This window comes from Dickeya chrysanthemi NCPPB 402 (assembly GCF_000406105.1).
GTDB lineage: Bacteria > Pseudomonadota > Gammaproteobacteria > Enterobacterales > Enterobacteriaceae > Dickeya > Dickeya chrysanthemi.
In genome coordinates, this window is sequence record NZ_CM001974.1 from 257516 (window position 1) to 269603 (window position 12088).

Annotated in this window: 12 protein-coding genes; 6 read left to right on the forward strand and 6 right to left on the reverse strand. The window is 51.6% G+C overall.

The window, feature by feature from the left end; translation table 11 throughout:
• The first annotated feature begins 117 nt into the window (after nucleotides 1–117).
• Nucleotides 118–816 carry a pirin family protein gene (locus tag DCH402_RS01270; protein WP_039999178.1) on the forward strand — a complete coding sequence of 233 codons (699 nt, stop codon included), beginning with the start codon at nucleotides 118–120 and terminating at the stop codon, nucleotides 814–816.
• A gap of 157 nt (nucleotides 817–973) precedes the next feature.
• Here the strand turns inward: DCH402_RS01270 and DCH402_RS01275 are convergent, their stop codons facing one another.
• The 4 genes from DCH402_RS01275 to DCH402_RS01290 form a co-directional block, all read right to left on the reverse strand.
• Nucleotides 974–2452, reverse strand: coding sequence for a hypothetical protein (locus tag DCH402_RS01275; protein ID WP_039999181.1), 1479 nt, complete (start codon nucleotides 2450–2452; stop codon nucleotides 974–976).
• 974 nt (nucleotides 2453–3426) lie between these two features.
• On the reverse strand, nucleotides 3427–4290 hold the full coding sequence (locus DCH402_RS01280; protein WP_039999182.1) for an SUMF1/EgtB/PvdO family nonheme iron enzyme: 864 nt from the start codon (nucleotides 4288–4290) through the stop codon (nucleotides 3427–3429).
• Nucleotides 4291–4298: 8 nt separating this feature from the next.
• Nucleotides 4299–4874 carry a hypothetical protein gene (locus DCH402_RS01285; protein WP_039999184.1) on the reverse strand — a complete coding sequence of 192 codons (576 nt, stop codon included), beginning with the start codon at nucleotides 4872–4874 and terminating at the stop codon, nucleotides 4299–4301.
• On the reverse strand, nucleotides 4831–5298 hold the full coding sequence (locus tag DCH402_RS01290; RefSeq protein WP_226052076.1) for a carbapenem self-resistance protein CarG family protein: 468 nt from the start codon (nucleotides 5296–5298) through the stop codon (nucleotides 4831–4833). The genes DCH402_RS01285 and DCH402_RS01290 overlap by 44 nt, the downstream gene beginning before the upstream one ends.
• Nucleotides 5299–5769: 471 nt before the next feature.
• On the opposite strand from DCH402_RS01290, the gene gntR reads away from it, so the two are divergent.
• Nucleotides 5770–6765: a gluconate operon transcriptional repressor GntR gene (gene gntR, locus DCH402_RS01295; RefSeq protein WP_040003283.1), complete on the forward strand. Its 996-nt coding sequence runs from the start codon at nucleotides 5770–5772 to the stop codon at nucleotides 6763–6765.
• 10 nt (nucleotides 6766–6775) lie between these two features.
• Here the strand turns inward: gntR and DCH402_RS01300 are convergent, their stop codons facing one another.
• Complete coding sequence (locus DCH402_RS01300) at nucleotides 6776–7294, reverse strand: gluconokinase (RefSeq protein WP_027710685.1); 519 nt, start codon at nucleotides 7292–7294, stop codon at nucleotides 6776–6778.
• A gap of 247 nt (nucleotides 7295–7541) precedes the next feature.
• On the opposite strand from DCH402_RS01300, the gene gntT reads away from it, so the two are divergent.
• Entirely contained in the window at nucleotides 7542–8858 is a 1317-nt protein-coding gene (gene gntT, locus DCH402_RS01305; RefSeq protein ID WP_039999186.1) for a gluconate transporter, read from the forward strand.
• 100 nt (nucleotides 8859–8958) lie between these two features.
• On the opposite strand, the gene DCH402_RS01310 is transcribed toward gntT, so the two are convergent.
• Nucleotides 8959–9552: a YhgN family NAAT transporter gene (locus tag DCH402_RS01310; RefSeq protein ID WP_039999187.1), complete on the reverse strand. Its 594-nt coding sequence runs from the start codon at nucleotides 9550–9552 to the stop codon at nucleotides 8959–8961.
• Between the two features lie 199 nt (nucleotides 9553–9751).
• On the opposite strand from DCH402_RS01310, the gene asd reads away from it, so the two are divergent.
• From asd to cspE, 3 genes are all read left to right on the forward strand, one after another.
• The gene (gene asd, locus DCH402_RS01315; RefSeq protein ID WP_033575474.1) at nucleotides 9752–10852 is read left to right on the forward strand and encodes an aspartate-semialdehyde dehydrogenase; all 1101 of its coding nucleotides are present in this window, start codon (nucleotides 9752–9754) and stop codon (nucleotides 10850–10852) included.
• A gap of 209 nt (nucleotides 10853–11061) precedes the next feature.
• The gene (nikR, locus tag DCH402_RS01320) at nucleotides 11062–11481 is read left to right on the forward strand and encodes a nickel-responsive transcriptional regulator NikR (protein WP_039999188.1); all 420 of its coding nucleotides are present in this window, start codon (nucleotides 11062–11064) and stop codon (nucleotides 11479–11481) included.
• A 367-nt stretch (nucleotides 11482–11848) separates the two neighbouring features.
• Entirely contained in the window at nucleotides 11849–12061 is a 213-nt protein-coding gene (gene cspE / locus DCH402_RS01325) for a transcription antiterminator/RNA stability regulator CspE (RefSeq protein ID WP_012768004.1), read from the forward strand.
• The last annotated feature ends 27 nt before the right edge of the window (nucleotides 12062–12088 follow it).

Genomic DNA, 12088 nt, shown 5'->3' on the forward strand with positions numbered 1-12088 from the left:
GCGATGCGACGTCAAAAATTTCTCCCAGAAATTTTTTGAATAGAGCGGTGAGTTTTTTCAGCTTTTTTCTTCTCTGGTGGGGCAGCTAGACTGAAAAAAACATTCGAGGAGCGCAACATGATTTATTTACGCAAAGCACAAGACCGCGGCCATGCTAATCACGGCTGGCTGGATAGCTGGCACACATTTTCGTTTGCCGATTACTATGATCCCGATTTTATGGGCTTCTCCGCACTGCGGGTGATCAATGAAGATCGTATTGAGGGCGGGCAGGGTTTTGGCACCCATCCGCACCGGGATATGGAAATTCTCACCTATGTATTGGAAGGTACGGTAGAACATCAGGACAGCATGGGCAACAAAGAGCAGATCCCGGCGGGCGAGTTCCAGATCATGAGCGCCGGTACTGGGATCCGCCACTCGGAGTACAACGCCAGCCAGGACAAACTGCTGCATTTATATCAGATCTGGGTGATCCCGGAAAAAACCGGTCTGACGCCGCGCTACGAGCAGCGCCGCTTCGACGCACCGCAGGGCCGCCAGTTGGTGTTGTCGCCGGATGCGCGCGACGGGTCGCTGAAAGTGTTCCAGGACATGACGCTGTGGCGCTGGGCGCTGAAATCGCAGGAAGAATCGGCCTACCAGACCGAGCAGGGCCGTCATCTGTGGATTCAGGTGGTGCGCGGCACCATTGAAGTCAACGGCCAGCAAGCGACGACCAGCGATGCGCTGGCGATTTGGGACGAGGCGTCTATCACCGTACGTGCCGGTGAAGACAGCGAAATCCTGCTGTTTGATTTACCGCCGGTCAAATGACGTACGACGCGCCCAAATCAAGTCGTTGGATAGCGTTTAGGTTCTAATGGGCAGAAGAAAGGCAGGCTAATGAGCCTGCCTTACTGGTTTACATGATGTGCTTCGCTGCCTGTTAGCGACCTTCTCTTCTCCCGGTCGGCAGGCGCAACATCAGTTATCAGGACTTGACGCTACGTACCAGTGTTTGCTTACAAATATGCCCGAAAGTCACGTATTTAACGTTGTTTCCTCCTACGCCAATACCTTCTTGAACCGGGACTTCAAGACGCCATGCGCCGAAATCAAAGGTTGTGCTCCATGTGTTGAGATAACCCCGATCATAATTATTGAACTCTGTAGTCCAGTCGGCGTGACAGGTATCTAATGTTATCGTCCCTGACGCGTTTCCGCTCGCATCGGTAGTTATAATGTGCGCAGTATTTGCATTAAACTCCAAAACATCGTTATCCACTCGTTGGTCGAGATAGAGAACCGCGTTAACATTCGGAATCCCTGCTCCAGTCGAGTCGGCAAGGCGAACATTCCAGGTGACCGTACGATAGGCTTGAGTGGTCATAGAACCATAGGGCGTCGGTGCTGAATAGGGGATATTCAGAACAGAGCTCTCACCCTTCACGGAATTGGTAAATGAAGCAATCTTTGAACCGAAAGACAACTGATAGTATTGCGTTGGCGTCGGTAATTTTGCTGGATTAGGCGACACTCTTACCAGAATGGTTGTATTCGGTTGTGAAGGGGTGATCGTATTCTGCTGACCAGTATTGCTTGTGACCCAGGTATTACCATCATCAGTCGAGTAGGCAATCAGCCAATAGTTATTGGCTGCATTGTCAGCGCCGGCGAGTTGAAGCAGAACCTGTTGGCCGCTGATTGCGGTAAATGTGTAGTAATCGACATCGACATCACTGTCAGAGTTACCCTTGATTTGATACAAACCGTCAGGTACGACAGTCGCAAGCGATGGCGCATCATTGAGCTCATAACTATCGATATTCGTATTAACAATCGCGCCAAAGTTAAGCTCGGAGCCATCAGCTGTATTGGCTTCTATATACCAATAGTAGTGTCCAGGTTTGGTTAAGTTCAGTGTGGCCTCATCACTATTCTCTGGATTGTCAGAATAATAAATTGGCGTCAGATTGTTTTTGCCATCATCACTAAACAGCGTCAGAGACACGTTGGTTCCCGAACTCATACCGGTGACGAACGTTGTTGTTTTAGAGGGCTGCGTTATTTCAAAATGGTAGCAGGCGCTTCCTCCATTTTGCAGACCACTTAGCGTATAAATTGAATTCACTGCAAGGGTTGGACACAGTGGGGTGAATGTGCTGTCACTGGTCGCAGCCTGACTGCTTGATAAGGACTTTAGCGATTTGTTTTTTGCCGCGGCCTTTGGCGCAGAGACATCGGGGGTAATAACAATGACCCCGTCTTTTTCGTTTTTAGTAAATTGATACTTATCCGATGCTTTCTGCTGTATTTTATCCGGGGCCTTGAATAAGGATACCACACCTTTATTGGGTAGTTTGTTTGTATCCTTTACTTCGACAGGGACGGTGGTCTCTGCCATCGCCGAGCCGAGACTGAATGTTAGTCCAGCCGTTATAAAAAATAAGCCAGTACGATAGAGTTTCATTTCTATAATTCCTTTTTCATAAATGACAGAAATATAATCAAACGAAAGATTGTGCAGTGCACATAAACTTCAATTTTGTGAATGACGGACGACGCAGGCATTATCGTGGAAATAATATTTTTACCAATATTATGTCGCGTCAACAATGCCTGGTTTTTCACGTAATAATATTTCCATATGCTCTTTTTAGCGCGTTGAGATAACTAAAAAATTCCTGAAGACGGAACGGATTGAACATGAGTAGTATCAGGAAGAAAGACGGTGAAGCATCACAATAGCGCTTGCATCATTTTGCTGAGAGATGCTTCAAGTGCATGTTTATACCCTTCATACTTCAAGTTGCAGGTGCGTTGGCTGCCCTCGCTCACCCCAGTCACTTACTTGTGTAAGCTCCTGGGGATTCGCTCGATTGCCGCCTTCCTGCAACTCGAATTATTTTGGGTATATACTGAATGCATACAGCTATGCATCGATTCCTTTCCATCTTTTTCCTTTCTCTATATCGCTAGAGCGAGCATTCTCATTACGTTACTTTTTTTGTAAATAAAAGTAAAGCGTTAGAGATGAATGTTTCTATAAAACTGACTTCGCGCTCTGTTTTTTATTACGAAGTTGTCCTGAAAGTGAGATTTAATTGAGTATTTGGCTGCTAAAGTGTGTCTTTGCTCCGGAGGATTTATGCTGTGATACCCGAAATGCTGGAATAAAGTATGCTTTTTGGGGGAGAAGGGAAAATAAGGTTATAGCTAAATTTTTATCCGGCTATTATTTTTAAATCTAATTTGATAATCTCAATAAATAATGTTTTTTATTATTTTTATATTCATGATATCCAATTGTTATATATATCTTGCTAACCATTTGTTTAGTACAATCGGCGCAGTGCCGTTCTGACGTCGGAAGTGATTCAGAAAAGCATACGCTGCGATGACATTGCGGGAGACGCCGCACTTACGGCGCTTCCCGCTGTGATGTCAGAGAGGGGCCGACCTGACTAGCCTGAAACCGATATCTGAGGTAGGAAAATTGGGGGTATGGACATCACATTCCGACAGGTTGCTAATGCGCATCAGGTAACTGCCGCCACAGAAGTAGTGCATGTTGTTCAGGCCCGTCATATGAAAATCATCGTCGATCCACTCCCAGACATTACCGGTCATATCGTACAAGCCAAGCGCATTGGGTTGCTGGCGCGCTACGGGCTGGGTACTAAAGGTCGTACTGTTGTCCTTGGGCATATTGGCGATGTGATCCGGGTTATCGCTGCCGGAATAAATTCGGCCATATAAGCCTTGGCGCAAAGCGGCTTCGCCACCGCGTGCAGCGACTTGCCACTCATTCAACGAAGGGAGGCGGTATCCGGTTGCTGCAGGATTCCTGACTACATTGAGAGCCTGATCTTGCGGTACTGATGTGATAGGTCGTCCATCGGCAGTCATGTAATACGGCGTTAACTGCTGTGAAGCGCTTAACGCGTTAGCGAAGACTACCGCGTCCCACCAGGAAAGGGTTGTGACGGGGTGCCTGCCATTATCCTGCTCTGCAGGCAGGCAATCATCGAAGTGACCGCCGTTACAGCCATTTTCAAACGTGTAGCCGTGACTTTCCGCCCATTGGAGCACGTGCTGATATTGCGAATAGGTAATTTCTGTTCGCATGATATAAAAAGGTTTAAGGGTGGTATTGGTGTGGCTGGCATAGTCCTTGTTGCCAAAAATATTACCGACATAAAATGCACCGCCTTTGATGGCGATTTCATCAGGCATCACGTTGGGTTGCACCGCATGAGCGAACTGGCTGAGTAGTAATACGGCATAAAGAACAACATTGCGTTTCATATCGTTTGTCAATAATCCAGATTTAAGGGTTCGGGTGGGGACTGTATTTTAGGCGCGCTGCCAATGGCGGTGCGAATCGTGACTTGATATTGGGTGTGTTGAATACCACTTAGCCAATTATCCAGTTCGGAAAAGGCGTAGCGAACGTCCTTATTTTTCGCCCATTCAGGTAATCCTTCGATACGGTAGGTGTAATTAATCAACACCAACTCCGGCGAAATAGACTCATAGTGTGTGATCTGATGAAGCGCAATGCGGCCATAACAGAAATCACCATAGGGCATAAAGTTACGCTGTCCTGACTGGGTTAATGACCATATGGCCTCATTACCTTGGTCGGTTTTTTTGACTAGTCCGGCTGAGACCAACGCATTGAGCCGCCCGGATAACCATGATGCCTCGTTACGGGGCGTTTTAACCGGCCACTTCTTTTCTCCCAGACAAGGTGAATACCAACCGTCGATAAATTCCTGTATCAGGCGTGCGTGAAAACGCAGCTGATCCGGTTGTTTCGCATTGGCACCAATAGGAAACAACACGTTAAAGAACAGAGCAAAGATAGCGAATATCGTCCAGTACTTCATAAGCAGAACCGTATTTCTCTGGGGTAGTTAACGTTTTTTCGATGACCCAACTGTAAGGGGGAACGCCGGGGTCATCATGACTTTCAGCCAGTTTGTAGACCGTAATCTTGATCGGTTGCATGGCGGTCAAGTCATCTCCTCGCTTTTGTACGCTAATCAGCTTCTTTCCTTTGGGGTGATGGTAAAGCCGATAATCAAAGATATTAATGCGTGATGCCGACAAGCTATAGTCAAACCAGATGAACATATCACTATTAGGAACAGGAATAATGCTATAGCCATTGCTGTTTTTGATATAAAAACTCATCCCTCGATTCGGATGGGAGGTATTATTATCAAAAAAAGAAAGTATGGCTAAATCTTTCTTTTCGTGATTAATAAGCGAGAGGTAATTAACTCCCTGTTTTACTTTCTCCTCTTGCATACAGTTTGCGTAACTTTTTGTCGTAATAAGAACCGTTAAGATAATCGTGGTTACTCTAATAACATGAGAAAACATGAGCGTCCTTTTATACCCGTCATACTTCAAGTTGCTGGTGCGTTGGCTTTCCTCGCTCACCCCAGTCACTTACTTGAGTAAGCTCACGGGGATTCGCTGCGTCGCCGTCTTCCTGCAAATCGAATTATTTTGGGTATATTAATCAGCCAATAGGCTATGGTACCCGCCATATTGCAACTATCTCGCTCATAAATGAGCCTCGTTGCGTGTTGTCTGGTAACTTGAAGTCTGACGGGTATATTTTTATTAATAATAAGCTGGCAATAAAATAAAAAATAATATAACGAATATTATATTCAATAGTGTCTGTTTTTGTAACCTGTGCTCAGGTACATATTCTGCTAATCATTTCTTTAGTACAATCGGCGTTTTGAGTCATGGGGATGTCAACGGATGATAAAGAAAAAAAGGCCGGGACTTCAGGATGTCGCCGACCGGGTTGGGGTGACCAAAATGACGGTCAGCCGCTATTTGCGCAACCCTGAACAGGTATCGGAAGCGTTGCGGGGTAAAATCGGCGCAGTGTTGGATGAATTGGGCTACATCCCCAACCGAACGCCGCATATTCTCGCCAATGCGACCAGCCGGGCGATCGGCGTGCTGCTGCCGTCGCTCACCAACCAGGTGTTTGCCGAGGTGCTGCGCGGCATCGAAAAAGTGGCGGAATCGCAGGGCTATCAAACCATGCTGGCGCACTACGGCTATCAGCCGGAAGTGGAAGAACGGCGTTTGATGTCGTTGCTGGCGTATAACATTGACGGCTTGATCCTCGCCGAGCGTAATCACACCGCCCGTACCCGACAGATGATCGCGGTGGCCGGGATCCCGGTGGTGGAGTTGATGGACTCGGTATCGCCCTGCCTCGATATGGCGGTGGGGTTCGATAACGTGGACGCGGCACGCCAGATGGCGCGTTACATGATTGCGCGTGGTCGCCGCCGTGTCGTCTACCTTGGCGCACGTCAGGATGAGCGCACGCTATTAAAGCGGCAGGGCTATGAGCAGGCGATGGCGGAGGCTGGGCTTGCCAGCTACAGCGTGATGAGCGAAAGTCCGTCGTCTTATACGCTGGGCGGCGAATTGTTGCGTCAGGCACAGGCGGAATACCCGCAGGTCGACAGTCTGTTTTGTACCAATGATGACCTGGCGATTGGTGCGATGTTCGAGTGCCAGCGGCAAGGGTTACGTGTTCCCGAGCACATCGCTATCGCCGGTTTCCACGGCCATGATATCGGGCAGACTACCGTGCCGCGGCTTACCAGCGTGCTGACGCCGCGTAAGCGCATCGGCGAGATCGGTGCGGCACAGTTGCTGGCGCGTCTGCATGGCGAGTCCCTGCCGACGACCAGCGTGGACGTCGGCTTTACCTTGCAAGTGGGAGAAAGCGTCTAGAACCGTGGCGTCAGCGTGACAACCGCGCACGTAACGCCGCGACGCATCGCGCCACGACCTGATCCATCGGGCCGTTGATATCCACGGTGATCACATCGGTTTCCGCTTCATCCGGTTCTTCCAGCGCATCAAACTGGCTTTGCAGCAGCTCGGTCGGCATAAAATGGCCGGCTCGCGCCTGATGGCGTTGCAGAATCGTGTCAAAACTGCCTTTCAGGTAGAGGAATACCATGCCGTCGTTGCCGTCGCGCAGCCGATCACGGTAGCGCTTTTTCAGAGCCGAACAGACGATAATGCCGGCTTCGTTTTTATGATGCAGGCTGTAGGCGGCATCGTTCAGGCGCTCAAGCCAGGGGGCACGGTCATCGTCGTTAAGCGGCTGGCCGCTGGCCATTTTCTGAATATTGGCTTTGGGATGCAGATCGTCGCCATCGATAAACTTGGCGTTAATGTCCCGTGCCAGTTGGGCACCCACGCTGGATTTTCCGCTGCCGGAAACCCCCATCAGAATAATACTTTGTCCTGACATAATTTGATCTCTATCGCAAACTGTAAATTAAATGCTTCTTACTGGTTTCAGATTTTAACATGTTACCGGTATCATGATACCGGTAACATCGTGCATTGTGATGTTTGTCACATCGGGTGATGTGTCCCCGGAGACATGCCCCTACTGTAGCGAAAGCGCCGATGAAACACCGGGAGCATTCGCAAAACATAAGAAAATCCCCCTGTTATTGCCCGATTCGCGCAGACAGGGGTTGCCGGAGATCGTTATGCCACTCGTGATTGTCGCTGTGGGTGTCGCACTGCTGTTGGTGCTGATGATCCGCTTTAAACTGAACGGCTTTATTGCACTGATTCTGGTTGCCCTGGCCGTGGGTATCATGCAGGGAATGCCGGTGCAGAAGGTGATGACGTCCATCAAGAACGGGGTGGGCGGCACGCTGGGCAGCCTGGCCTTGATCATGGGATTTGGCGCCATGCTGGGGAAATTGCTGGCGGATTGCGGCGGCGCGCAGCGGATCGCCACCACGCTGATCCATCGCTTCGGCCGTAAGCATATCCAGTGGGCGATTGTGCTGACGGGCTTTACCGTGGGGTTTGCGCTGTTCTATGAGGTCGGGTTCGTGCTGCTGTTGCCGCTGGTGTTCAGCATTGTGGCGTCGGCGCGTATTCCGCTGTTGTATGCCGGTGTGCCGATGGCGGCGGCGTTGTCCGTCACCCACGGTTTCCTGCCGCCGCATCCGGGGCCGACGGCGATTGCCTCGCTGTTCCACGCCGACATGGGCAAAACCCTGCTGTACGGTACGCTGCTGGGGATCCCGACGGTCATTCTGGCTGGCCCGGTCTATGCCCGTTTCCTGAAGAAGATCGATAAGCCGATTCCGCAAGGGCTGTATAACCCGAAGCAGTTCACCGAGCAGGAAATGCCGAGCTTTTTGGTCAGCGTGATGACCGCGCTGGTGCCGGTTATCCTGATGGCGCTGCGCGCCGTGGCGGAAATGGTGCTGCCGAAGGAACACCCGCTGTTGCCGTACGCCGAGTTCTTCGGCGACCCGGTAATGGCGACGCTGATTGCGGTGTTGATCGCCATCTTCACCTTCGGTTTGAACCGTGGGCGCAGCATGGACGAGGTGATGGGGACTATCACCGACTCGATTAAAATCATCGCCATGATGTTGTTGATCCTCGGCGGCGGCGGCGCTTTCAAGCAAGTGCTGGTGGACAGCGGCGTGGACAAGTATATCGCCGGCATGATGCACGGCAGCGGTTTCTCGCCGCTCCTGCTGGCCTGGCTGATTGCCGCCACGCTGCGTATCGCGCTGGGGTCCGCCACCGTGGCGGCGATTACCGCCGGCGGGATTGTCGCACCACTGATCGCCACCACCGGCGTCAGCCCGGAATTGATGGTGATTGCGGTCGGCTCCGGCAGCGTGATTTTCTCCCACGTCAACGACCCCGGTTTCTGGCTGTTCAAGGAGTATTTCAATCTGAGCATTCCGGAAACGTTGAAGTCGTGGTCGGCGCTGGAAACCATCATCGCGGTATGCGGTTTGGTCGGCACCCTGCTGCTGAGCCACGTAGTGTGACGGCCGTGGCGTAATAGACGAGATATCATCGATCGCGGCGGGCTGGATGTGACCGTCCTCTCTCAGTCTCCGGGCGGAGGCTGAGAGAACGGCCCGCGGTTTACAGTTTCAGGTAGGCGCGAATGCCATCCAGGAACATCTGGGTAGAGAGCATGACCAGTACCAACCCCATCAGCCGTTCCAGCGCATTCACGCCTTTATCGCCGAGCAGGCGTAAGAACAGGTTCGACAACAGCAGCACGACCACCGTAATGCCCCAGGCAATGAACAGCGCCAGCGTCAGATGCGATAACTGGTTGGGATACTGGTGTGACAACAGCATCAGCGCCGCCAGAATCGACGGCCCGGCCACCATCGGGATAGCCAACGGCACCAGAAATGGTTCGTCGCCGGCCGGCAGGCCGCTGGTAAAGCCTTCCTGCGTTGGGAAAATCATGCGGATGGCGATCAAAAACAGCACGATACCGCCGGAGATAGACACGGTTTCCGTGCGTAGATTCAGTATCGCCAGAATCTTTTCGCCGGCGAACAGGAATACCAGCATGACTCCCAGTGCGATGATCATTTCCCGAATCAGCACCACGCGTCGCCGTTTGGGATCCAGATGTTTCAGTACGGACATAAACACCGGCAGATTGCCGAGCGGATCCATAATTAACAGCAACAGGACGGTTGCCGAGATCATTTCAGTCATGGTGGCGGTTAGCTCCTCTCATCCCTTGTCTTCTGTCGGACACATTAGGTGTGTTGCTGAAAACGTCCGGGTCATCGAATAAATTCACTTGCGACTTCTGATACATTTTGTAAGGTTGACGGACATCACTTAAAACTATGCTCCCTGCCTGAAACGGCAGTCGGATTGCTTTTTGTCACCCCCAGGCAGGACGGTTACCATGAAAAATGTTGGTTTTATTGGCTGGCGCGGAATGGTCGGTTCGGTACTCATGCAGCGCATGGTGGAAGAACGCGATTTTGATTTAATCCGCCCGGTATTCTTTTCTACGTCGCAACACGGCCAACCGGCGCCGGCGTTGGGCGGCCAGCAGGGCACCCTGCAGGATGCCTACAATCTGGACGCGCTGCGCGCGCTGGATATCATCATCACCTGTCAGGGCGGCGATTATACCAATGAAATTTACCCAAAGCTGCGTGAAAGTGGCTGGCAAGGGTACTGGATCGACGCAGCATCCTCTCTGCGTATGAAAGATGACGCGATTATTATTCTGGACCCGGTCAACCACGGCGTGATCCAATCCGGCCTGGACAACGGCATCAAAACCTTTGTGGGCGGCAACTGCACCGTCAGCCTGATGTTGATGTCGCTGGGCGGCCTGTTCGCCAATGATCTGGTGGAGTGGGCGTCCGTTGCAACGTATCAGGCGGCATCCGGCGCGGGTGCGCGTAATATGCGCGAGTTGCTGATCCAGATGGGCCAACTGAACGCTGAAGTCGCCAGCGAATTGAGCGACCCGGCTTCCGCTATTCTGGATATCGAACGCAAAGTGACGGCATTGTCGCGTGGCGGTCTGGACGTGGAAAACTTCGGCGTACCGCTGGCGGGCAGCCTGATTCCGTGGATCGATAAACAACTGGAAAATGGCCAGAGCCGCGAAGAATGGAAAGGCCAGGCGGAAACCAACAAGATTCTCAACACCGCCAGCACCATTCCGGTAGACGGTCTGTGCGTACGCATCGGTGCGCTGCGCTGCCACAGCCAGGCGTTCACCCTCAAGCTGAAAAAAGACGTATCGATTCCAGAAATCGAGCAGATGCTGGCGACCCACAATGACTGGGTGAAAGTGGTGCCGAACGACCGCGAAATCACCATGCGTGAACTGACCCCGGCGGCAGTCACCGGTACGTTGTCCACGCCGGTGGGGCGTCTGCGTAAACTGAACATGGGGCCGCAGTACCTGTCTGCCTTTACCGTCGGCGACCAGCTGTTGTGGGGCGCCGCCGAGCCGCTGCGTCGCATGTTGCGCATCCTGCTGTAATCTCGTTGCCTAAAACGCGCTCTGCCGAGCGCGTTTTACTTTTTCCGGACATCCCCCCGTTACGCCGCACGTTCCTGTTTATCCTCAGGGATTTGTACGCCGCTTTGCGTTGCATCACGATCATCATGATGAACCCCGGCATAATGGGGCGACCTGCGCGGCACCGCGCCGGAAGACCTTTTTCGCTTTTTTGTGAGGCTGACACTGACATGCAACGACTGACGATTTCTCTGGATGACCCGCTGGCTGAGGCGTTGGATGCACTGATGCTGCGCAAAGGCTATGCCAACCGGTCGGAAGCGTTTCGCGATATGCTGCGGCGCGAGCTGGGTGAAATGATGGTGGCGCAGGATAAAAACGCCGAGTGCGTGGCGGTGCTGAGCTATGTTTATGACCATCACGAACGCCAGTTGTCGAGCCGGCTGGCGGGGATGCAGCATGAACACCATCACCTGACCGTTTCCACCATGCACACGCATCTCAGCCATGACGAGTGTGTGGAAACCGTGATCCTGCGCGGCCCCACTGAGCGTGTGGAACAGTTTGCCGCATCGGTTATCGCCCAGACCGGCGTGCGCCACGGCCGGCTGAACCTGATTCCGATGGAGCAGGCCGCCGCTAAAGAATAAATGCAGCAACACCGGTATTATCGTCAAGCCGGTTTGCGGGTCAGGCTGGCATCAACGGCGGTCGACGCGTGGCGAAAAATCGCCGGAGCGACCCATTAACTCCATGAATTATAAATAATATAAAATATTTTCCCGCCGAAATAATATATAACGCTTGCATTCATTGCGGATGAATGCGTTAATAGCGCCACGGTTTGTTAGTCAGACCTATTTATGCAAAGCATTTTACTAAAGCAGTACTCAGTCCAAGCGTTATCCCTGATATCACTTCCCCTGAATCTCTTTTTTTCTTGCTCATAAGTATTTCCTGCATTGCAGACCCATGTTGCCCTCAGAACGGGCTGGAAAAAAATTACGAGGTAGTATGATGTCTAATAAAATGACTGGTTCAGTAAAATGGTTTAACGAATCTAAAGGTTTTGGCTTTATCAGCCCGGCTGATGGCAGCAAAGACGTATTCGTGCATTTCTCTGCGATTCAGAGCGATAGCTTTAAGACCCTGTATGAAGGTCAGAAAGTAGAATTCGTTATCGGCAACGGCCCGAAAGGTCCTTCTGCTGAAAACGTGGTAGGGCTGTAATTTCCCGGGTCATCCTCACCGACGATA

Coding starts and splice junctions, on each gene's coding strand:
- DCH402_RS01270 (WP_039999178.1), top strand. CDS start 118: ATGATTTATTTACGCAAAGCACAAGACCGCGGCCATGCTAATCACGGC.
- DCH402_RS01275 (WP_039999181.1), bottom strand. CDS start 2,452: ATGAAACTCTATCGTACTGGCTTATTTTTTATAACGGCTGGACTAACA.
- DCH402_RS01280 (WP_039999182.1), bottom strand. CDS start 4,290: ATGAAACGCAATGTTGTTCTTTATGCCGTATTACTACTCAGCCAGTTC.
- DCH402_RS01285 (WP_039999184.1), bottom strand. CDS start 4,874: ATGAAGTACTGGACGATATTCGCTATCTTTGCTCTGTTCTTTAACGTG.
- DCH402_RS01290 (WP_226052076.1), bottom strand. CDS start 5,298: ATGCAAGAGGAGAAAGTAAAACAGGGAGTTAATTACCTCTCGCTTATT.
- DCH402_RS01300 (WP_027710685.1), bottom strand. CDS start 7,294: ATGTCAGGACAAAGTATTATTCTGATGGGGGTTTCCGGCAGCGGAAAA.
- gntT (WP_039999186.1), top strand. CDS start 7,542: ATGCCACTCGTGATTGTCGCTGTGGGTGTCGCACTGCTGTTGGTGCTG.
- DCH402_RS01310 (WP_039999187.1), bottom strand. CDS start 9,552: ATGACTGAAATGATCTCGGCAACCGTCCTGTTGCTGTTAATTATGGAT.
- asd (WP_033575474.1), top strand. CDS start 9,752: ATGAAAAATGTTGGTTTTATTGGCTGGCGCGGAATGGTCGGTTCGGTA.
- nikR (WP_039999188.1), top strand. CDS start 11,062: ATGCAACGACTGACGATTTCTCTGGATGACCCGCTGGCTGAGGCGTTG.
- cspE (WP_012768004.1), top strand. CDS start 11,849: ATGTCTAATAAAATGACTGGTTCAGTAAAATGGTTTAACGAATCTAAA.